This window comes from Nocardia concava NBRC 100430 (assembly GCF_000308815.1).
GTDB classification, from domain to species: Bacteria; Actinomycetota; Actinomycetes; order Mycobacteriales; family Mycobacteriaceae; genus Nocardia; species Nocardia concava.
In genome coordinates this window covers 17,218-39,036 of record NZ_BAFX01000086.1, presented here as the reverse complement: position 1 = coordinate 39,036, position 21,819 = coordinate 17,218, and the positions used below count along the sequence as shown (strand labels likewise).

Genomic DNA, 21,819 nt, shown 5'->3' with positions numbered 1-21,819 from the left:
CATGCCACGTGATATCGATCCCTCGGTCCGCGACCGCGAAGCCGCGCCCACCCGGCGCGGCCCCCGGCGCGACCCGGACGCGGCCGAACGCCGCCGCCCGGAACCGGACCACCGCGACGAGCCGGAGCCGTACGCGCCCGCCCCCTCCCGGGTCATGCGCGATGAGCACCGGCCCCGCCGCGGCACCCTCCCGGACCGCCGCATGCTCCGCCGCGATACCCCGATCGACTACTCGGCGGAGTTCGCGGATCCCGAGCCGGTGGTGGAAACGCCCCGGCCCGAGCTCGAGTCACCGGTCCGCGAAACCGCGGACCACGGTGTGCGCGAGGGTGATTCCGGCTGGTCGAGGCCGGAGGCGGACGCCGGTGTGACCGCGTGGGAGGCGGCCGCACTGGCCGAACCGACCGGTCGCGACGGTGGGGATCGAGAAGAGGACGGCAGGGGTCGAGAAGAGGCTGCCGCCGAAGCCGTTCCGCCTGCGCGGCGACGGCTTCCGGCCCTGCCCGCACTCGAACCCACCGGTGCGGCCGCATCGGGCGATCGGATCGCGGACATCGCGGAAACCGCGCACACGGCGGCGGCAGAGGGTGACGGCAGCACTGCTTCCGCGCCTGAAATGTCGGGAATAGCCGAACCTTCGGCGGGCCGCGAGCTCGCACTGCCGCACGAGCACGACTCCGCCGATGCGCTGCGCGCGGCGGCGACCGGGCTGCGCGAAGAACTCGCGGCCGAACGGCCGGAGCGCAGGCGGGTGCGCGGGCCGGAACCGACCGAGGGGGAGCGGATGCGGCGCAAGCGGAGTGAGACGACGGCCGACGGCGAAGCGCCGCGGCGCACGGAGGCGGAGGATCGCGTCCGGCGCGACCGGCGTAGCGCCGAAGGGGAGCGGCGCGGCGGCGAGGGCGAGCCGGGACGCGTGCGGCGGACCGACCCCGAACGGGAAACGCTCCGCGGCAACGGATCTGAGGTACGCAACGGCTCCGAGGGGCGTACCGGCGCTGAGGGCCGCAATGGCTCCGAAGGGCGTGGACGGCCCACGGACGCCGATCGCGTGCATCTGGGCGGACGGGCCGGAGCGCCGAGCCGCGGACGGTCGGCGCGACCGGGCGGCGAGGCGGGGGAGCGGCCGGTGCGCAAGCGCCCCGCGCGCAGCGCCCGCCCCGACCGGGCCACCATCGAGGCCGAGCGCGCGCGAAAGGGCCAGCGGGACAAGGCCGCCGAGAAGGCCGAGCGGGAGGCGGCGGCCAAGCGGGCCGCGGCCCGCAAGGCGGCGGCGAAGAAGAAGCAGCAGGGCCCCAAGCTCCTCGACGACAGCACCCGCGCCAAACTCGAGGTCACCGCACGCGAGGGCAACGGGATCAAGGCTGCCTGGGCCACCTTCCGGCTGCACACCGACGATCTGCGGCGCCGGAATTTCGCGGCGCGCGCGGAGCGGATGGAATACGGCAGCTTCGACGAATTCGATCGCACCACAGCGCAACTCACCGATCGCGGCTACATCGGCGCGGGCGGCGGGCGGATGAACGTGGTCGGACGGCCGGTGGAGTACCGCGCCACCACCGCGCAGGTCGCGGGCCTGTGGCCGTGGTCGGTGGGCGCCGGTGCGCCGCTGATCGGAACCCCGCTGGGTTCGCATCTGCACACCGGCGCGCCGGTGTGCTTCGACCCGATGAACTGGTTCATGCGCGGCAGCTTCATCACCGCGCCGAGCCTTTTCGTCCTGGGTCTCAACGGTTTCGGCAAGTCCTCGCTGGTGCGGCGGATCGTGCTCGGCGGTGTCGCCCAAGGCATTACGCCGCTGATCCTCGCCGACGTCAAGCCCGACTACCGCAAGCTGGTGGAACTGGTCGGCGGCCAGGTCATCGACCTGGGTTACGGCCACGGCAAACTCAACCCGCTCGCCGCCGGCGTGCTCGGCTCGATCGTGCCGATGCTGGAGGCCTTCCCGGAACTGCAGACCCAGGTGATGCAGGAAATGCGCGCCCGCCAGGTCACTCTCGTGGCCGGTCTGGTGGAACTGGTGCGCGGCGCCCGGGTGCGCGACTTCGAGGAAACCCTCATCAACACCGGCCTGCGCATCCTCTACCGCGAGGGCAGCGGCTTCACCCCCGACCAGCCGCCCATCCTGGAGAACCTCCTCGATGTGGTCGTCGCGGGTGGCGCGGAAATGCAACTCGACGCGGGCGCGGACAACCCGGAGGAATACCACGAGGCCATCAAGGGCCTGCGCCGCTCCCTGCGCGCCCTGACCCAGGGCCCCTTCGGCGCGATCTTCAACGGCCACACCACGACTCCCATCGACACGACGGCCACCGCCGTCTGCATCGACGTCTCCCACATCCCCAACGGCGACAAGAAGCTCAAGGCCGCCGTCATGCTGGCCTGCTGGGCCGACGGTTTCGCCTCCGTCGAGGCCGCGCACGTGCTCGCCGACGCGGATCTGGGCCCGCAGCGCTACTTCCAGGTCGTCATGGACGAGCTGTGGCAGGTGCTGGGATTGGGCGACTTCATGGTCGACCGCGTCGACGAGCTCACCCGTCTGCAGCGCGGCATCGCCACCTCGCTCATCATGATCAGCCACACCATCAAGGACCTGCAGGCCCTGGGCTCCGAGGCCGCCATCGCCAAGGCGCTCGGCTTCCTGGAACGCGCCCGCGCCAAGATCTTCGGCGCGCTGCCGGCCGAGGAGATCTCGCGGCTGGATTCCACCGTGCCGTTCACCGCCGCCGAGGAGGAGATGGTGACCAGCTGGTCCGCGCCGCAGGCACTGACCGGCGAGGCGCTCAAACCGGGCCAGCAGCGCCCGCCCGCGCCCGGCACCGGCAAGTTCCTGCTCAAGATCGGTGAGGACCGCCGCCCCGGAATCCCGTTCCACATGGAGTTCACCCTCTCCGAGCGAGAGAGCGGAATCCACGACACCAACCAGCGTTTCAGCGAATTCACCGAGAGCACCGCGAGCCGCGGCTCGGACGAGGGGAGCGCCGCATGATGCCGCACCGGTCGTACCGAAGAGTGTCGCCCGAGGTCAGACAGGCGGCGGTCGAACAGGTCATCGCGCTCACCGGCAAGCTCCGCTCCGAATCGGAGGCCTGCCGGGTGGTCGCCGACCAGATCGGCGTGCACACCAACTCGGTGCGCAACTGGGTCCGGGCCGCGGAGAGCCCGGGCCTGGAACGCATGGACGCTATCGCGTTGCGCCGCAAGGTGGCGCTGCTGCAGCAGCAGCTGGCCGCCGCGGCCGAGATGAACCGCACCCTGGTGGAAACCCTGTCCGACGCCAAGCGGGGCACATGAGCCGCGTGATATGGCGCGGGCATCGACATCGGCGACTAGCCTGGAAGGGAGGCCCTTCGCAGGTGGTGATGGCTGTGCTGAGCATGACGGTGGTGGTGGGCACGGCGCTGTCGGCCACCGCGTGCGCCACCGGCTCGAGTGGCGGTGGCGGCTCGAAATCGACCGGCGCGCAACCGCCCACCTCCACCACCCGGTTGCTCGAGGTTGCCCCCGCCCCGGACCCCACCACCGCCGACGGCGTCGCCGTGCGCGCGCTGGAGGAGATCTACACCTGGTATCCGGCCACCGAGGCCGAGGGCGACGCACTGAAGCGGGCGCGAAAATGGCTCGGACCCAGCCTGATCCGTACACTGGATACCCCATCCACCGGCGTGGAAACACCGAGACCGCAACTGCGCTGGGCCGACTGGGCCAAGGCCGGAGCACGGGTCGAGGCATTCGCGTTCGCGTCCGGCGAGAAGGCCCCCGCGGGCGCCGACCCGAATCGGCAGCAGTACAAGATCGGTATCGAGCAGACGGTCGTCTATCCGGACGGCAGGCGTGAGGCGCTACCCCCGGCCACGGTCGTCGCCACCGTTGTGCGCGGCGCTGCGGGTGTCTGGTTGCTGGACGAATATCGTTGAGCGCTAACGACTTACAGGTCATCCCAGGAGGTTAGAGATGGCGAAAGCACCGGTGAAGGATCCGGCCGACCCGGGTCCCGACACCACACTGCAGCTCATCTACGCGGGTTTCGCGGTCTTCGGAACCCTGTGGGTGGCCGTGCAATTGGGCAATCTGCTGTCCAGCCCGCGCCAGCACATGCCGATCAACCCGATCGCCATCATCGTCAACATGGTCAAGGGCGATCTGCACTGGCCGGGCGCGGCGACGATCATCGTGGTCGTCATCGTGCTGGCCGCGATCGCCTGGCAGCTCTACAAGCGACGGCAGAAGACCGTGGCCGCCAAGGGGCGGCTGGCCATCGACGACAAGGCCGATTACATGGGTTCCGGCGGCGCCATCAAGGCGCTCACCGCGGCCGGTGTGATGGAGAAGGCCGACCAGATCGGCGTCCCGTTGAAGAAGTGGGATCAGTTCCCCGGCAAGGGACGGTCCTACATCCCCGACTCGCTGACCGATCCGCGACTACAGCGGAAGTTCGCGCAGGAACGCGGCATCGACCTCGAGGACGTCCAGAAGCATTTCGGCCCACTGGTTCCGGGCATCCCGATCGGCATCTCGGTCGCCGACGGCGAAATGCTGTACGGCTCCTACGAGGATCTGCAGGTCGACATCTGGGGTCCGCGACAGGGCAAGACGACCACGCGGGTGATCCCGGCCATCGTCGCCGCGGTCGGCCCGGTGGTGGTCACCTCCAACAAGCGGGACGTCGTGGACGCCACCCGCGATGTGCGCGACAACATGGGTAGCCCCGTGTTCGTCTTCGATCCGCAATCGGTGGCGCCGGATTCGCGCGATCTGATGAATCAGCATCAGGAACCCACCTGGTACTGGGATCCGCTGGGCTGGGTGGATGTGTACCGGCCCGGCTGTGAGGTGCGGGCGGTCCGGCTGGCCGGTCACTTCTCCGACGCCGAGGGCAGCCCCTCGGCCGGACAGGGCGCCGACTCGTACTTCGACCCCGAGGCCGAGGATCTGCTGGCCGCGCTGTTCCTGGCCGCGGGCTTCGAGGGCAGCACCATCCTGCGCGCGTGGGACTGGGTCAACAACCCCCTCGACCACACGCCCATCGAGATCCTGAACATGAACGGGATGCATTACATGGCACGGGGTCTCGCCGGCCAGTACAACCTGGACGTGCGCACCCGCGACGGCGTCTTCGGCGGTGCGAAGGCCATGATCCGCAGCCTCAAGCTCCCGCACATCCAGCCGTGGATCGTGCCCGGCGGCAACCGCGACCGGTTCGACGAATCGGATTTCATCGACCGCAACGGCACCCTCTACTGCCTCTCGCTCGAGGGCCGAGGCTCGGCGGCGCCGCTGGTCAGCGCCCTGACCGAGGCCGTCATCGAAACCGCCACGGCCAAGGCCACCCGCTCGCCGGGCGGCCGCCTGAGCGTCCCGCTGCTGGCCGCCCTCGACGAGGCCGCCAACGTGGTGCGCTGGAAGGACCTGCCGAAGCAGTACAGCCACTTCGGTTCTCGCGGCATCGTGGTGATGACGGTCCTGCAATCCTGGGCGCAGGGCGCGCGCTGCTGGGGCCCGGACGGTATGGAAGCGCTCTGGGGCGCGGCCAATATCAAGGTCATCGGCAGCGGTATCGACGATATGAACTTCCTGCAGCAGCGCTCCGAGGCCATCGGCGACTACGACAGTATCTCCCAGTCGGTCTCGGAATCGAAGAGCGGCAAGAGTTATTCGCGCTCGCTGAGCTCGTCGCGCACCTTCAACGCGCACGGCCTGGCGACCCTGCCGCGCGGCCGCGCGATCCTGTTCCCCTCCGGCATGCCCGCCGTGCTGCTGCGCGCGATGCCTTGGTGGGAAGCCGATTTCGCGGAAGACGTGAAGAATTCGATCCTCGCGCACGTCCCCTCGGCGGGTAAGAAGACCGAGATCGCCGATCTGCTCGGCTCACCGCAGCTGATCAAGGAAGCCCAAGCCGACGTCGCGTCACCCAAGGAGGTCCGTCCGCTGTGAGCGAAGAGCAGCAAACACCCATGGTCTACGCGAGCGTGGTCGAGTTCGTGGAGAACTACCTGAGTCTCGTGTACCGCCGGCAGGTGACCGACATCAGCGACACCGTGTGGTGCCCGGAGTGGTGGAAACACGCCGAGGCGGTCGCGCGGCTGGATGCGATGTGGCGGGCGTGGGAGCACTACCGGTACGACGGCAAAACCGGACTGAGCATCTGGTTTCTCGACCACGCCGACCCGCACATGGCGAAACTGTTCGACCCCAAGGGGCCGTTCAAGTACTGCAGTGTGCGCAACGGGCACAAGGACATGCTGACTCCGCTGCCGCTGAAGTCGCCCCAGCAGGGGCTTTTCAGTAATCCGGCGCTGGGGGAGTTCCCGCTCTAGCGGCCGGAAACGACTATGTGGCGGATCGTGAACCGATCCGCCACATGATCAAAGATCCTGTCGCTCAGACCCGTTCACGAGAGCGGGCGCGCTCACGTTCCCGTTCGCGCTCGCGGGCTTCCTGCTCCCGCACGCGCCGCTGCGCGGCTTCCTGTTCGCGAATCTGCACGGCGTCCTGCGCCGACTGCGCCTGTCCGACTTCCATCAGCATGCGCACCGATTGCAGCTCGGGTGAGATACCCATGCGCGAAAGATGTTGCGCCAGAGCGGTTCGCCGTTCCACCGAGTCGTATCGCATGGAGTTGCGGCTCGCCTGCTGGGCGGCCATCCGCGAGGCCTCCGCGGCCGCGGCGAATCGATCCTTCTCCAGGGATACGCCCCGATCCACGGTCGGGCGCTCCAGGATTCGCGACAGTTCGCGGTTACGTGGATCGCGCGCCTTGGCGTCCGCGGCCTCGCGCAGCCGACGCTCGCGAGTCTCCTTCTGCCGGGCCTCGGTGACCCTGACGCGTGCTTCCGCTTCTTTCTGGCCACGTTCCCGGGTGCGCAGCGCGACAAGTGTCGCGAGCTGCAACATTTGCCTCATCATCGCCGCTGTTTCGCGGCCGATGTCGTCGAGTTCCTCGGCCATTGCCTGCTCCCCGATGCTGCAGTGAGATCACTATGGATGATTGTGGTGCTTCGTCACGGACATCGCCATCCGAACGGTGGTCGCGAATAGCCATGTCCCGCCTGCAAACGTGGACACCGGGAGAACGTGGGGCGTTGGAGCGGCCCGATGGGGGTTGCCCGGTGGGCTTTACTACGCCTTGGTACTCCGTTCTACGAGGTTACCAGCGAAAACTCCGAAACCGCCGTACGCGTGCGTCGCGATCCAGCATATATCGCACAATTCCGGCGTGAAGCGGAAAATTCAGGATTTTCTTTGGTTAGGGAACCCTTAGTCTGGAGGTTCAACGGGACCTTCCCGAGACCTTGGCCGGAAAAGCAACGGGCCCGGCACCTCGCGTGCCGGGCCCGAAAAACCGTGCTGGTCAGTTGATTTGGACCGATTGGATGTTCACATCCGCGGCCGGCTTGCCATCCTGACCGCCGCCCTGGACGCCCGCCTTGGCGATCTTGTCGAGGGTGGCCAGGCCGTTGTCGTCGACCGTACCGAAAATTGTGTACTGCGGCGGCAGCTGGGAATCGCCGTAGACCAGGAAGAACTGGGAGCCGTTGGTGCCCGGGCCGGCATTGGCCATGGCGAGCACGCCGCGCTTGTACTCGACCGGGTACTGGGCGGCCTGATCGTTCGCGTCGTACTGGTCAGTCGGGTACTCGTTGGCGAACTCGTAACCGGGACCGCCCATTCCGCTGCCCGTCGGATCACCGCACTGCAGCACCTGCAGGCCCTTGCCCGTGGTGATGCGGTGGCAGGAGGTGTTGTCGAAGAATTTCTGCTTCGCCAGCGACTCGAAACTATTGACCGTACAGGGGGATTCACCCGGATTCAGGGTCATGGTGATCGGACCCTGGCTGGTGTCCATGGTGGCCTTCACCTGACCGGCGGTGGAGATATTGGCCGTGCCGGGCGGGGTCACCGGCTTGTCCGCGGGCTTCTGCGACGGGGTGTAGGTGCAGTTCACCTGGGGGGCCTTGGCCTTGGCGGCCGGCGGGGGAGCGGCGGTCAGCGACGCGTCGGGGGTCTCCGTGGCCTTCGCGCTGGTGCTGCTGTCATCGCCCTTGGTCAGGAAGTAGATGCCGACACCGGCCGCGACCGCGACGCACACGCCCAGCGCCGACGCCGCGATGGTGAGCTGCTTGCGCTTGCGCGCCCGCTGGGCCCGGTTTTCGAGTTGACGCTCCAGCTTCCGCTTCGCCGCAGCGCGTCGCTGTTCATTGCTCGGCACTAACTGTCCCTCCGTGAACGGTCGGTATTACTAGTTACGGCCGTCAGCCCAGCGGCCGCGGCAGACATTACCTGCATTCGCTGAGAAAAACCTACATATGCCAGTGGTCGGTGGCAGGCAGGTGGTAACCGGTTGGACTTGGCCCACGGCCATCGTGGAAACTTGACCATCGTGACCAAGACCAGCAGCTTCAGTGCCCCGAGGGGGGTCCCCGACTATCTGCCACCCACCTCCGCGGAGTTCGTCGCCGTGCGCGACGGCCTCGTGGAGACCGCGCGACTGGCCGGATACGGGCATATAGAGCTGCCGGTTTTCGAGGAGACCGCCCTGTTCGCGCGGGGTGTCGGCGAATCCACCGACGTGGTGTCCAAGGAGATGTGGACCTTCGCCGACCGCAATGGCGAGAGCTTCACGCTGCGGCCCGAGGGCACCGCCGGTGTGATGCGCGCGGTCATCGAGCACAGCCTCGACCGCGGGCAGCTGCCCGTCAAGCTCTGCTACGCCGGGCCGTTCTTCCGCTACGAGCGCCCGCAGAAGGGCCGCTACCGGCAGTTGCAGCAGGTCGGCGTGGAGGCCATCGGCATCGATGACCCGGCGCTGGACGCCGAGGTGATCGCCATCGCCGACGCCGGCTTCCGGGGGCTCGGGCTCGACGGGTTCCGGCTCGAGATCACCTCGCTGGGCGATGAGACCTGCCGTCCGCAGTATCGGGAACTGTTGCAGGACTTCCTGTTCAAGCTGCCGCTGGACGAGGAGACCAAGCGGCGCGCGCAGATCAACCCGCTGCGCGTGCTCGACGACAAGCGCCCCGAGGTCAAGGAGATGACCGCGGCCGCGCCGCTCATGATCGACCACCTGTCCGAATCCGCCAAGGCGCACTTCGAACAGGTCCTCGGCCACCTCGACGCCCTCGGTGTTCCTTATGTAGTGAATCCCCGCATGGTGCGCGGCCTCGACTACTACACCAAGACCACCTTCGAGTTCGTCCACGACGGCCTCGGCGCGCAGTCCGGCATCGGCGGCGGCGGCCGCTACGACGGCCTGATGGCCGAACTCGGCGGCCAGCCCCTGTCCGGCATCGGCTTCGGCATCGGCGTCGACCGCACCGTCCTGGCCCTCGAAGCCGAAGGCAAATCCGCCGTCACCGTCCCCCGCATCCAGGTCTACGGCGTCCCCCTCGGCGACGTCGCCAAACAACGCCTCGTCGTCATAGCCGGCGAACTCCGCAAGGCCGGCATCCGCACCGACCTCGCCTACGGCGGCCGCGGCATGAAGGGCGCCATGAAGGCCGCCGACAAGTCCGGCGCTTCCCTGGCCCTGGTCCTCGGCGACCGCGAGGTAGCCGAAGGCCAAATCGGTCTGAAAGACCTCACCACCGGCGATCAGCGCCAAATCCCCCTGGACGAGGCCGTCGCCCAGGTAGCCGCAGCCCTTGCGGCCCAAAAGGATTGACCCAGCGGCCGACCCGGGCAGCGAACCGCTGACCGGGTCGGCCCACCGTCCTCGAGGCGACAGCGGGACCGGCGTCGCCGTCATCTCGGCGCGCCGGAATTACGGGGGTGGCAATAATCGGTGCGTGCCGTGGCATGACCTGGCCTGATTCTGGGTATGGAGCAAGGGCCTGCTGGTACCGTGCGGTGCGTCGCGCGGGGGCGGTGCGTGCTACCGGCACACACGACCCATCGACTCTTGGACGAATGCACTGTGGTGACTGAGGAATCGAAAGCGGGGTCCGGCGGGGAAGTCGGGCTGGATCTGATCGCGCCGGAGTTGTTGGCTCCGGCGCTGCGGAAGCTCACCCTGGCGGCGTTGGGGGTGGGCATCGGGGTCGGGTTGTTGATGGCGCTGTTCGTGCACTGGCCGGTGGCGTTGGCTACCGGGATCGTGCTGGGGGCGCCGACCGCGCTGTATGCGATGGCGGTGCAGCGGCGGCGGATCACGGTGTCGGGCACGGTGATCCGGGCGCGCACCTGGCGCGGGGAACGCAGCATCGATCTGGCGTCGGCGACGGCTCTGGAAATCCTGGTCTACCCGGGCAAGATCAGCCGTATCGTCCTGCGCATCACCGCCGGGCCTGATTCGCGCATCGTGCCCCTGGCCATCTACAGCGACTCCGGCAGCGGCCGCGAACTCCACATCCTCGGCCTCCGCAAACTCGCCGACGCCCTCACGAGTTGCCCCCTGGCCGCCGCCCTCGCCATCTCCGACATGCTCGTCCAGCAACTCCGCGCCGAGGCGCGCGACGCCATCGCCGAGGAACGCCCCCTCTACCGCGCGGTCCGCATGGTCCGCGCCCGCGACGAAGCCGCCCCGATCATCCTCGCCGACTCCGACATAGCCGACCTGGCGCGCTGATTCGTTGCCGGACGCGGTGTCTGGTTGCTCACCGGGCGCGACGCGGCCGGGTGAGCGTGGTTAGGGTGAGGGCGTAATCACCCGTACCGCGAGGAGTTTTCGTCGTGAGCAACGTTGCGCCAGTGACCGTTACCGTGACCGGGGCCGCCGGGCAGATCGCCTATGGGTTGCTGTTCCGGATCGCGTCCGGGGCACTGCTCGGGTCCGAGACGCCGGTGCGGTTGCGGCTGTTGGAGATTCCGGCGGCGGTGGGGGCGCTCGAAGGCGTGGCGATGGAGCTCGAGGACGGGGCTTTTCCGCTGTTGGCGGGGATCGATATCGCCGATGACCCGTGGGTCGGGTTCGATGGCGCGAATATCGCGATCCTGGTGGGGGCGCGGCCGCGGACGGCGGGGATGGAGCGGGCGGATCTGCTGGCCGCCAACGGGCCGATCTTCACCGATCAGGGCGCGGCCATCAATGCCAATGCGGCCGAGGACGTCCGGGTGCTGGTGGTGGGGAATCCGGCCAATACCAATGCCTATATCGCGATGAGCAACGCACCGGACGTTCCGGCCGGTCGGTTCACCGCGTTGACCCGGCTCGACCACAATCGTGCGATCGCGCAGGTGGCCAAGAAGACCGGGGCGGCCGCGGCCGATATCCACCGGATCGCGGTGTGGGGCAATCATTCCGCCAGCCAGTACCCGGATCTCGCGCACGCGACCATAGCGGGCCGCGCTGCGCTGGGCGTGATCGACGACCAGGCTTGGGTGACAGACGATTTCATCCCGACCGTGCAGCAGCGGGGGACCGCGATCATCAAGGCGCGCGGCGCCTCCTCGGCGGCGAGTGCGGCCAGCGCCGCCATCGACCACATCCACGACTGGGTGCTGGGCACCGCGCCCGGCGACTGGACCTCGATGGCGGTGCCCTCCGACGGCTCCTACGGCGTGCCCGAGGGACTCATCAGCTCGTTCCCGGTGACCTGCGCGAACGGTGAATACACCATCGTGCAGGGCCTGGAGATCGACGAGTTCGCCCGGGAGCGCATCGATCTCAGCGTCGCCGAGCTGATCGGCGAACGCGATGCCGTGGTCGACCTGGGGTACGCCAAGAAGGCGTGACCCAGGCCGCGGCGGGCAGCGTGATCAGTTCAGCTTGCTGATCACGTTGTCGCCGTACCACTTGATCTTGGTGATCTTCTCTTCGAGGATCTCGGTGTCCTGCTCCTTGGCGTAGGAGTTGCGGAAGCCGATGATCAGGTCGGTGATGCCCTTCTCCTCGCAGCGCTTCACCCCGTCCGGGGTGTAGCCGTCGTAGGAGACCGCGTGAATCTCGAAGTCGCCCTTGTGATCCCGCTCCGCGCGCAGCTCATTGATGCGGGCCAGGTACTTGTCGAGTTCTTCGGCGTTGCCGCCGGCATGCATCCAGCCGTCGCACAACCGCACCGCGCGCTTGAGCGCGGCGTCGCTGTGGCCGCCGAGCAGGATCGGCAGCGGCTTCGTCGGGGCGGGGGTGAGCTTGATCTTGCGGATGTCGTAGAACTCGCCGTGGTACTCGAAGTATTCGCCGGTGGACAGGCCGCGCACGATCTCGATGCACTCGTCCATTCGCTTGCCGCGCTTCTCGAACGGCACGCCCATGATCTCGAAGTCCTCCGGCCACGGGCTGATGCCCACGCCCAGGGCGAAGCGGTTGTTGCTCAGCCGGGCAAGCGAACTGGCCTGCTTGGCCACCAGCACCGGCGGGCGGATCGGCAGCTTGAGCACGAACGGGGTCAGGCGCAGGGTGGTGGTGGCCGCGGCGATGGCGGCCGACAGCACGAAGGTCTCGATGAACGGCTTGCCGTCGAGGAATTCGCGATTGCCGTCCTTGGTGTACGGATACTTGGAATCCGACTCGGCCGGGTAGGCGACGCTGTCGGCCACGGTGATGCTGTGGAACCCGGCGGCCTCGGCTGCCTGCGCGAGGGGGATGTAGTAATCCGGGTTGGTCATCGCCTCCGCGTAGGTGAAGCGCATCGATCGTCCTCTCGACAGTGAGCAGTGCGAAAACTAGAACAGATTCTAGTTCTGGGAGTGATGCTAGCCGCAGGCTCGCCGGAAGGCACCCGTTCCGCCGATCCGGACTCGGTGTGATCCGATTGCACTGCCAGTGCTCAACTGTCGTATCCCAGCGCGAGACCGCCCGGTCGTAGCCGTCCCGGTGGCTGAGATGCCGGTCCCGGTGGGCTTGTCCGCATTCCTGGATCTTGTTCTAATCGGCGGTATGACGATCGCCATCACCGGCTCCGGTTCCGGCATCGGCGCGGCCACCGCCGCCGCCCTGCGGGCCGCCGGGCACGACATCATCGGGATCGACCTGCGCAATGCCGACATCACCGTCGACCTGACCGACGCCGACGCGCGGGCGGCCGCGGTCGAGGCGGTGCTGGAGCGGTCCGGGGGAGTGCTCGACGGACTGGTGCTGTGCGCGGGCGTCGGGCCGCAGGTGCCGGACCCGAACCTGGTGGTGGAGATCAACTACCGGGCCACCGTCGCCGTCCTCGACGCGCTGCTGCCCGCGCTGCGCAAGGGCGAAAACGCTGCGGCCGTGGTGGTTTCGTCGGTCGCCTCCACCCAGATCAAGTGGGAGGACAATCCGATCGCCAAGGGCAACGAGGCCGAGGCCTTCGCCCAGGCCGGGGATTTCGCGGGGCACTACGCCTACGCGTCGTCCAAGAACGCCGTCACCGTGGCCGTGCGCGAACGCGCCGTCGAATGGGGTGCGGCGGGCGTGCGGCTCAACACCGTCGCTCCCGGCAGCGTCGAAACCCCGCTGCTGCAAGCCGGTTTGGACGATCCGCGCTACGGTGAGGCCATCCGCAACTTCGTGGCCCCCATCGGCCGCAATGGCAAGCCCGAGGAGATCGCCTCGCTCATCACGTATCTGCTCGGCCCGCAGGCCGGGTTCATCCACGGCGCGCAGTTCGTCATCGACGGCGGCATAGACGCGCAGACGCGGCCGACCGCGGTGTGATCCACCGGGGCGTCGCCTGAAACGGTGGCCGGGTCCGCGGGGTGTACAGCCGCACATCGGCCTCCACCGATGCCGTGGCGATCGGGGCAGCTACCCCGATCGCCACGGCATCACTTCGCTCCAGCGCTTTCGCGCGGAGTTGTCCTACTGTCCGGCGTCGTCGGCGGGCTCTTCGTCGGGCTCGCCGATCACGCCCGGGGCGAAGGTGCCCAGATTGCCGGTGAGTTCGCTTTCCTGTGAGGCACTCTGGTGCGGCTGCACCGTGCGGCCGTGCTGGCCGTCGGGCGCGCCGCCCTTGCCCGCGCCGGCCGCGGCGGGGGAGCCCATGAAGCCGGAACCGGCGGGACCGCCCATACCGGCGACTCCGCCCATGGCCGCGCCGAACGGATTGGCCGGGTTGGTGACCTTGCCGCCCGGAATCGAGGAACCGGGACCGCCGGGTGTCGAGGGCAGACCGCCCCCGCCGCCGAGACCGCCGCCTCCGGCGCCACCACCCCCGCCGCCTCCGCCGACACCCGCGGCGGTGGTGTCGGGCGCGCCGCCCACCGGATCGGTCTTACCGGGCTGATTGCCGGGAGTGCCTGCCTGCAAACCGCTTTCGAGCAATCCCTTGGCCTGCTCCAGGATCGGCTGGCCCACGTTCTGCGCCAGCGACTGCGCGACCTCGGCCGGATTCGGCCCGCCGCCCTGGCCCAGCAGCTGGCCGATGACGCCCTGCATCTGCGCGGTGTAGACGGACAGTTCGCCGTGGGTGGCGTTGACGACCGTGACGGCCTCGGCCAGATGACGCGTCGCCGAGGCGATCAAGGTGGTCTGACCGATCGGCGTGAGGATCAGCGGTGCCATGGCGGTGGCCTCGGCGGCGAACGCCTGCGCGATGGCCGTGAGCTGGATATTGCCGCGCTGCACCACGGCCGCGGCCTGATTGGTGATCGACGACAGATCGAACCCGCGCTGCGTGGTCTCCTCGCCGTGCTTCTCGGCCTGCTTGCCCGTCTCCTGCGCGCTCTGGGAAGCCTTGCCCTGCCACAGGGATTCGACGGTCTTGAGCGCGCCGCCGCCGACCTGTACCGCGGACTCGATGAACTTCGAACCCTGGCTGAGCAGGGTGGTCGGATTGACATTGCCCAGCACGCCGGTGCCGAAGCTCTGCAGCAGATCCAGGAACGGCTTGAACAGGGCGTCCATGCCGGGGATCGCGGGCAGGGCCAGGCCCTTCATGAGATCGCCGACCGGATCGGCGGGCAGCGCCGGGAGAATCGCGGCCGGATTCGCGGCGGCCTTCGCGAGCGCGGCCTGGGCGGCGTTCAGCGCGGCGGGCACATTGCCGAGGGCGGTCTGCGCGTCGGCGAGGACGGACTGCGCAGTGCCGAGGGTCTGCTGTGCGCCGGAGAGCGCACCGTGCGCGCCGTCCAGGGCAGGCGCGAGCACACCCGCCGCCTGGGCGTCAGTGGGCGTACCGCCCGGCATGCCACCGGGTACGCCGCCGCCGAGTTGGGGCCCGCCCTGCTCGAATTCCTTGCGGGACAAGGCGAATTCGGGCGGCTCGAACGGCGGCATATCGGCGGGCAGGGTGCCCAGCAGCACATCGGGGAGCGGGCCGGACGGAATCGTGGTCACGTTGTCCACTCCCATCACGCTGTCGTTGGGGATCTGCGGCAGTCCGATCACACCGGACTCGAGGCCACTCATGCCTGCTCACCGATCTGCCCGGCGATGTTCCCGAGTCCGCCCGCGAATTCGGAGTCGGTGGCGTCGTAGGTGGCCGCGGAACCGAAGGCGGCCTGCCCGAGTTTGGAGAAGCGCGCCGAGAGGGCATTGATATCGCGATCGTGCAGTAGTTCCGCGACCGCGAAGCTGGCCAGGAAGTCCGCGCCGATGAGTCCGAAGACCGGAGTCATGGCCGCGACGTGGGAGACGGTGTCGAGGCCGCCCTGGGCGGCGATATCCGCGGCCACGCCGTCCTGCGTGGCGGCGAAGGCGCGGACCGCGCCGGTGTCGACCGAGAGATCGGCCATATCAGAGCCCCCCAATCGTCGTGGACATGCGGAGCCGAATATATCCCATCGAGCGTCCAGCCTGGCGTGGCGTTCGCCTCCTCGGAGGGTGTCACGGGGAGGTGCGACGGCGAGTCGAGAGGCCGCGCAACCGCAATGCGGCCGTTGTTGCAAATTAGAACAAGTTCTATATTCTCATCCCCATGAAGGTCGCAGTCACCGGCGCTGCCGGGTTCCTTGGCACCAATTTGCTTCGCCTGCTTACGGATCGCGGTCACGAGGTGACAGCCATCGATCGAACCCCCGGCCCGAGCCAGCCCGGTGTCACCTGGGTCAACGGCAATGTCCTGGACCCCGCGTCCATGCGCCAGGCCCTCGACGGGGCCGAGGTGGTCTACCACCTGGTCGCGCTCATCACCCTCGCGCACAAGAACGACCTCGCCTGGCGGGTCAACACCGAGGGCGTGCGGGTCGTCGCCGACGCCGCGCGCGAGGTCGGGGTGCGGCGGATGGTGCACACCAGCTCCATTCACGCGTTCAACCAGTACTCCTGCGGCGGCCGCATCAACGAGCGCTCGCCGCGGTCCATCGATCCGGATCTGCCGGTGTACGACCGCTCCAAGTGGCAGGGCGAGATCGAACTGCGCAAGATCGTCGACAAGGGTCTGGACGCGGTCATCTGTAACCCGACCGGTGTGTACGGCCCGGTCGACAACACCAACTCGCGCATCAACTGCACGCTGTGGGACGCGGCGCGCGGCCGGGTGCCGGTCATGATCAGCGGCGGCTTCGACCTGGTCGACGTGCGTGACGTGGCGGGCGGCCTGATCCTCGCGGGAGAGCGCGGCCGCACCGGCGAGAACTACCTGCTCGGCGGGCACTTCACCGATATGTTCCAGGCCACCCGCACCGCGGCCGCGGTGAACGGAAAGATGAAGCCCGCCTTCGCGATTCCGGCCAAGGTCATCAACGCCTGCATGCCGGTCATGGAGCCGGTCGCCAAGGCGTTCGGCAGCGATCGCATCTCCAAGGCCGCCATGGGCGCGCTGCTGGCCGCTCCGATCGTCGAACACGCCAAGGCCACCGAGGAACTCGGCTACCGGCCGCGGCCCGCCGAGCAGACCATTCGGGACCTGGTTGCCTTCTACAACGGGCAGCCGATCGAGGCCGACACGCAGAAGATCGCTTGACAGCGGTTAGAACACATGTTCGACTGGGGTAGTGCGGTGGCAAAGGCAAACCCTGAACGCCGATGACGGCGCGCTCCCCGGGCTCGAACGTGCGGGTTTCGTACGCAGCGTACAGACCCCGGAGTTCGAGGGCATTACGTTTCACGAGGTGCTCTGCAAGAGCGCCCTGAACCGGGTGCCCGAGAGCACCCTGCCCTTCAGCTGGACCATCAACCCCATGCGCGGGTGCTCGCACGCGTGCCGCTACTGCTTCGCGCGCGGCACGCACGAGTATCTCGATCTGGATGCGGGCGCGGACTTCGACTCGCAGATCGTGGTCAAGACCAACGTGGTCCCGATCCTGCGGCGTGAGCTGCACAAGAAGTCCTGGCGGCGGGAATCCGTTGCATTGGGCACGAATACCGATCCCTATCAGCGCGCCGAAGGACGGTACCGGCTGATGCCGGGGATCATCAGCGCGCTCACCGAATCCGGCACCGGGTTCTCCATTCTCACCAAGGGCACGCTGCTGCGCCGCGATCTGTCGCTGCTCACCTCGGCGGCCGGGCAGGTGCCGGTGCATCTGGCGGTATCGATCGCGATCCTCGACGAGGAGCTGCACAAGGGCCTCGAACCGGGCACACCCTCGCCGCGAGCGCGGCTCGAGCTGGTGCGCGCCCTGGCCGAGGCCGGGTTCGCGGTGAATGTCATGGTGGCACCGGTCATTCCGTATCTGACCGACTCCCAGGCGCATCTGGACGAGCTCTTCGCCGCCATCGCCGAGGCCGGGGCCGCGGGCGTCACGGCGTTTCCCATGCATCTCCGCGGGTCCACGCGCGGCTGGTTCCTCAACTGGCTGGCCGAGGCCCACCCGGCGCTGCTGCGGCGCTACCGGCAACTGTATGGTCGTGGGGCTTCGGTCACTCCGGAGTATTCTGCGTGGCTACGCGGCCGAATCGAGCCGTTGCTGGAGAAACACCGCTTGAACCGCGAACGGCCGGCCGAACCCGAGGTACGCGCCGCCGGATCGCACACGCCCGATACCCAGCTGGCGTTGTTCGCCTGACGCCGGTTGTTTGATCGAAACCATTGCACTTCACGGGTGTGTCGCGAATATTGCGGAGTAGTTTGGCGTTGGTACCTCACACCTGACTAGGAAGTGATGCACGCGCATGGCTCAGGGAAAAGACTCCGTGCAGCAGGATGACTCTGTGACAACTCCGCCCGAGGGCGGAGTGGCAGCGCCCGGGAACGGGCGCGCCACAGGGAAATTGGCAGTCGAAAAGCTGGAAAGAGTCGTAATCCGCTTCGCGGGCGACTCCGGTGATGGTATGCAGCTCACCGGTGATCGTTTCACCCATGAGGCGGCCGCCTTCGGCAATGACCTTGCCACCCAACCGAATTTCCCGGCCGAGATCCGCGCGCCCCAGGGCACGCTGCCCGGTGTGTCGTCGTTCCAGATCCAGATCGCGGACTACGACATCCTCACCGCGGGTGACCAGCCGGACGTACTGGTCGCCATGAATCCCGCTGCGCTGAAGGCGAATCTGGAGGATTTGGCCCGCGGGGCCACGGTGATCGTTAATACTGACGAATTCACCAAACGCAATCTGGCCAAGGTCGGCTATACCGGTGATCCGCTCACCGATGACACGCTGACCGATTTCGTCGTGCACCGGGTGCCGATGACATCTTTGACACTCGGGGCAACCGAACCGACCGGTGTGGGCAAAAAGGATGGGCAGCGCGCGAAGAATATGTTCGCGCTCGGATTGCTGTCGTGGATGTACGGGCGGCCCATCGGCGGCACCGAACAGTTCATGCGGGAGAAATTCGCCGCCACACCCGATGTCGCCGAAGCAAATATCCTCGCATTTCGGGCAGGCTGGAATTATGGCGAAACCACCGAGTCCTTCGCCACCACCTACGAGGTAGCGCCCGCGACGCTGCCGCCGGGCACCTACCGGCAGATCACCGGCAATACCGCGCTCGCCTACGGCATCGTCACCGCCGGGCAGCTGTCGGGGCTGCCGGTGTTCCTCGGCACCTACCCGATCACCCCGGCCTCGGACATCCTGCACGAACTGAGCAAGCACAAGAACTTCGGTGTCACCACCTTCCAGGCCGAGGACGAGATCGCCGGAATCGGTGCGGCGCTCGGTGCTTCGCTGGGCGGGGCGCTGGGTGTGACCAGCACGTCGGGGCCCGGGCTGGCGCTCAAGAGCGAGACCATCGGGCTGGCGGTCATGACCGAACTGCCGCTGGTGATCATCGATGTGCAGCGCGGCGGACCTTCGACGGGTCTGCCCACCAAGACCGAGCAGGCCGATCTGCTGCAGGCGCTCTACGGGCGCAATGGTGAATCGCCGGTGGCCGTCGTCGCGCCGCGCTCACCCGCGGACTGCTTCGACGCCGCGGTGGAGGCCGCGCGCATCGCGCTCACCTATCGCACCCCGGTGCTGCTGCTCTCGGACGGCGCGATCGCCAATGGTTCGGAGCCGTGGGCGATTCCGCAGGTCTCCGAACTCGAGCCGATCGATCCGGCCTTCGAACCCGCGGGCGCGGAGGAGGATTCGTTCCAGCCCTACGCGCGCGATCCCGAAACCCTGGCCCGGCCGTTGGCGGTACCGGGCACCGTGGGCCGCGCCCACCGCATCGGCGGTCTCGAAAAGGCCGACGGCAGCGGCAATATCTCCTACGAGCCCGCCAATCACGAGCTCATGGTGCGCATCCGGCAGGCCAAGATCGACGGCATCGCGGTGCCCGACCTCGAGGTCGACGATCCGGGGGAGCGCGCCGAACTGCTGCTCATCGGCTGGGGCAGCTCCTACGGGCCGATCGGCGAGGCGTGCCGGCGGGCGCGGCGGCGCGGGGTCCCGGTGGCGCAGGCGCATCTGCGGCATCTGAACCCGTTCCCGCCCAACCTCGGTGACGTGCTGCGCCGCTACCGCACCGTGGTCTGCCCGGAGATGAACGGCGGCCAGCTGGCCATGCTGCTGCGCGCCCGCTACCTGGTCGATGTGCAGCCGTGGACCAAGATCGCCGGCACCGCCTTCCAAGCGCAGGAACTGGTCGGTGTCATCGACGCGGCCCTGGATGGCTCCATCGCGGAGATGGAGCAGGCCAAGGCCTTCGCCGCCCGCGCACGGGCGACCTACCGCACCGCAGGGGGTAAGTAATGACGATTCTCGAAAACCCGCTGGTGGGTACCGATCTCGGGCTCACCGGGCTCTCCGGCGTGCCGCACGCCGACGGGCCGCAGAAGCCGAAGGACTACACCTCCGACCAGGAGGTGCGCTGGTGCCCGGGGTGTGGCGACTACGTCATCCTCGCCACCGTGCGCGGATTCCTCGCCGAGCTGGGCTTGAAGCGCGAGAACCTGATGTTCGTCTCCGGTATCGGATGCTCGAGCCGGTTCCCGTACTACCTGGAGGCGTACGGGATTCACTCGATCCACGGGCGCGCCCCGGCCATCGCCACCGGGATGGCGGTGACGCGTCCGGACCTGTCGGTGTGGGTGGTGACCGGTGACGGTGACGCGCTGTCCATCGGCGGCAACCACCTCATCCACGCGCTGCGCCGCAATGTGAACATGACGATCCTGTTGTTCAACAACCGGATCTACGGTCTCACCAAGGGCCAGTACTCGCCGACCTCGGAGACCGGCAAGGTCACCAAGTCCACGCCGATGGGCTCGGTCGACCACCCGTTCAACACGCTGTCGGTGGCGCTGGGTGCCGAAGCCACCTTCGCCGCACGGGCTTTGGACTCCGACCGCGCCGGGCTCACCGAGGTGCTGCGCGCCGCCGCCGAGCACCGCGGGACCTCGTTCGTGGAGATCCTGCAGGACTGCCCGATCTTCAACGACGGGTCCTTCGACGCGCTGCGCCGCGAGAACGCCGAATCGCACCTGGTCCGGCTGCAGCACGGCCAGCCCATCCGGTTCGGCGCGGAACGCGAATTCGCCGTGGTCCGTGACGGTTTCGGCCTGCGGGTCGCCCGCGCCGACACGGTCGCCGAATCCGATATCGTCATCCACGACGCCTACACCGACCACCCCGAATACGCCTACGCCCTGTCCCGCCTGTCCGACCAGGACCTCACCCACGTGGTGACCGGCATCTTCCGCAGCGTCTCCCGCCCCACCTACGACGACGGCGTCCGAGCCCAGCTCGACACCGCCGCCGAACGCAAACCGGTGAGCCAGGATTCGCTCCAGAGCCTGCTCACCGGCCGCGAAACCTGGACGGTCGGATAAGTTTTCGGTTCTACGCCGGATTCGGTGCTAGGACGGCACGAAGGCGTTCAGCATGCGCTGGAAGACATCGTCGAAGCGCTTGCGGGACGCCTTCTGCTCATCGGTGAGCCCGTCACTGACCTCGGGCGCGTACACGATCAGATGCACGTCCTGATCCGGTGACTGCGGCATGTAATCGATGATCGAAGTGCCCTTGTCACCCTGCTCCGGCGTCCCCATATCCACGGCGGCGAGCGCCTTCACCTCGGCCGCAGCCGCCCCGATCACATCCGCGGGCACCGTCCCCTCCACCGCCTGCGCGGTACTGTCGGCCCGCTTGGTCGCATGCCCGTCCGCCTGAACCAGCAATGAGGGATGCAGATCCGTCCGCGTCTGCCACCCCGCGGGCATCGCGGTCAGCGTGAACAACGCCACCGCGGGTGCGGGCGCCTGCGCCGGAGTGGGCGCACCCGCACCGGGATCTGCGGCCGCGACCCCGTCAGTTCCGATCACCATCCCCGTGGCCAACGCTGCGGCCGCAGCCATCCGCCATGCCCCCGCCGCCGCGAATCCCATTGAGCCACCACCCATCCCCGCCCTGGCCGTGGTGGCCGCCCGCCCGCCTCTCCTCCTATCACGTCCATTTCCTCCGAAAAGTCCTGTCGCCGAAGCCATCCGCATCGCATCCCTCCGAATTCCCTTGCGGGCACCCACCCGCCGCCGCCGATTCTGCCGCCCAGCCTCGCCACGCCGAAACCGCCACGCCGCCCACCCCAACGCGCTGAGTGGCGCACCATCGAGGGGATTCGTCCGGATTGGCCGCGCTGATGTGCCGCTCGGCGGAAGTCCATG

19 protein-coding genes are annotated in these 21,819 nt (G+C 68.1%); 13 read left to right on the top strand and 6 right to left on the bottom strand.

The annotated features are described in order from the left end of the window. Position 1 precedes the first annotated feature (1 nt). The 5 genes from ON43_RS19965 (at position 2) to ON43_RS19945 (ending at position 6,317) form a co-directional block, all read left to right on the top strand. A complete protein-coding gene (locus ON43_RS19965) occupies positions 2–2,989 on the top strand; it encodes a hypothetical protein (RefSeq protein WP_444543741.1) in 2,988 nt (995 codons plus the stop codon). Continuing rightward, positions 2,986–3,294, top strand: coding sequence for a transposase (locus tag ON43_RS19960; protein WP_040809628.1), 309 nt, complete (start codon positions 2,986–2,988; stop codon positions 3,292–3,294). The genes ON43_RS19965 and ON43_RS19960 overlap by 4 nt, the downstream gene beginning before the upstream one ends. A gap of 68 nt (positions 3,295–3,362) precedes the next feature. Beyond that, entirely contained in the window at positions 3,363–3,917 is a 555-nt protein-coding gene (locus ON43_RS19955) for a hypothetical protein (RefSeq protein WP_245568669.1), read from the top strand. Positions 3,918–3,954: 37 nt separating this feature from the next. After that, a complete protein-coding gene (locus ON43_RS19950; protein ID WP_051178741.1) occupies positions 3,955–5,934 on the top strand; it encodes a type IV secretory system conjugative DNA transfer family protein in 1,980 nt (659 codons plus the stop codon). Further along, entirely contained in the window at positions 5,931–6,317 is a 387-nt protein-coding gene (locus tag ON43_RS19945) for a DUF4913 domain-containing protein (protein WP_245568668.1), read from the top strand. The genes ON43_RS19950 and ON43_RS19945 overlap by 4 nt, the downstream gene beginning before the upstream one ends. A gap of 64 nt (positions 6,318–6,381) precedes the next feature. Here the strand turns inward: ON43_RS19945 and ON43_RS19940 are convergent, their stop codons facing one another. Both ON43_RS19940 and ON43_RS19935 read right to left on the bottom strand, forming a co-directional pair. After that, a complete protein-coding gene (locus ON43_RS19940; RefSeq protein WP_040809625.1) occupies positions 6,382–6,948 on the bottom strand; it encodes a hypothetical protein in 567 nt (188 codons plus the stop codon). A 403-nt stretch (positions 6,949–7,351) separates the two neighbouring features. After that, positions 7,352–8,209 (bottom strand): peptidylprolyl isomerase, encoded by an 858-nt coding sequence (locus tag ON43_RS19935; RefSeq protein WP_040809623.1) that lies wholly within the window; start codon positions 8,207–8,209, stop codon positions 7,352–7,354. Positions 8,210–8,380: 171 nt separating this feature from the next. Here ON43_RS19935 and hisS point away from each other — a divergent pair, with 171 nt between their 5' ends. The 3 genes from hisS to ON43_RS19920 all read left to right on the top strand — a co-directional run bounded on the left by hisS (position 8,381) and on the right by ON43_RS19920 (position 11,670). Beyond that, on the top strand, positions 8,381–9,661 hold the full coding sequence (hisS, locus tag ON43_RS19930) for a histidine--tRNA ligase (protein ID WP_040809753.1): 1,281 nt from the start codon (positions 8,381–8,383) through the stop codon (positions 9,659–9,661). Between the two features lie 255 nt (positions 9,662–9,916). Next, the gene (locus ON43_RS19925) at positions 9,917–10,564 is read left to right on the top strand and encodes a hypothetical protein (RefSeq protein ID WP_040809751.1); all 648 of its coding nucleotides are present in this window, start codon (positions 9,917–9,919) and stop codon (positions 10,562–10,564) included. Positions 10,565–10,668: 104 nt separating this feature from the next. Further along, positions 10,669–11,670 carry a malate dehydrogenase gene (locus tag ON43_RS19920; protein ID WP_040809621.1) on the top strand — a complete coding sequence of 334 codons (1,002 nt, stop codon included), beginning with the start codon at positions 10,669–10,671 and terminating at the stop codon, positions 11,668–11,670. Between the two features lie 24 nt (positions 11,671–11,694). On the opposite strand, the gene ON43_RS19915 is transcribed toward ON43_RS19920, so the two are convergent. After that, entirely contained in the window at positions 11,695–12,567 is an 873-nt protein-coding gene (locus ON43_RS19915) for a TIGR03619 family F420-dependent LLM class oxidoreductase (protein WP_040809619.1), read from the bottom strand. A 247-nt stretch (positions 12,568–12,814) separates the two neighbouring features. Between ON43_RS19915 and ON43_RS19910 the strand changes: the two genes are divergently transcribed. Further along, entirely contained in the window at positions 12,815–13,564 is a 750-nt protein-coding gene (locus tag ON43_RS19910) for an SDR family oxidoreductase (protein WP_040809617.1), read from the top strand. Between the two features lie 144 nt (positions 13,565–13,708). Here ON43_RS19910 and ON43_RS46825 read toward each other — a convergent pair whose 3' ends face one another. Beyond that, the gene (locus ON43_RS46825) at positions 13,709–15,256 is read right to left on the bottom strand and encodes a hypothetical protein (protein WP_051178739.1); all 1,548 of its coding nucleotides are present in this window, start codon (positions 15,254–15,256) and stop codon (positions 13,709–13,711) included. Continuing rightward, on the bottom strand, positions 15,253–15,582 hold the full coding sequence (locus tag ON43_RS19900; RefSeq protein ID WP_040809615.1) for a type VII secretion target: 330 nt from the start codon (positions 15,580–15,582) through the stop codon (positions 15,253–15,255). Before ON43_RS19900 ends, ON43_RS46825 begins: the two co-directional genes overlap by 4 nt. Positions 15,583–15,764: 182 nt before the next feature. Between ON43_RS19900 and ON43_RS19895 the strand changes: the two genes are divergently transcribed. The 4 genes from ON43_RS19895 (at position 15,765) to ON43_RS19880 (ending at position 20,988) form a co-directional block, all read left to right on the top strand. Continuing rightward, complete coding sequence (locus ON43_RS19895; RefSeq protein WP_040809613.1) at positions 15,765–16,751, top strand: NAD-dependent epimerase/dehydratase family protein; 987 nt, start codon at positions 15,765–15,767, stop codon at positions 16,749–16,751. Positions 16,752–16,782: 31 nt separating this feature from the next. After that, positions 16,783–17,796 (top strand): Rv2578c family radical SAM protein, encoded by a 1,014-nt coding sequence (locus ON43_RS19890; protein WP_040809611.1) that lies wholly within the window; start codon positions 16,783–16,785, stop codon positions 17,794–17,796. A gap of 169 nt (positions 17,797–17,965) precedes the next feature. After that, entirely contained in the window at positions 17,966–19,909 is a 1,944-nt protein-coding gene (locus ON43_RS19885; RefSeq protein ID WP_040809609.1) for a 2-oxoacid:acceptor oxidoreductase subunit alpha, read from the top strand. Then, positions 19,909–20,988: a 2-oxoacid:ferredoxin oxidoreductase subunit beta gene (locus tag ON43_RS19880; protein WP_040809608.1), complete on the top strand. Its 1,080-nt coding sequence runs from the start codon at positions 19,909–19,911 to the stop codon at positions 20,986–20,988. Before ON43_RS19885 ends, ON43_RS19880 begins: the two co-directional genes overlap by 1 nt. 27 nt (positions 20,989–21,015) lie before the next feature. Here ON43_RS19880 and ON43_RS19875 read toward each other — a convergent pair whose 3' ends face one another. Beyond that, complete coding sequence (locus tag ON43_RS19875) at positions 21,016–21,543, bottom strand: hypothetical protein (protein ID WP_157514116.1); 528 nt, start codon at positions 21,541–21,543, stop codon at positions 21,016–21,018. Between the last annotated feature and the right edge of the window lie 276 nt (positions 21,544–21,819).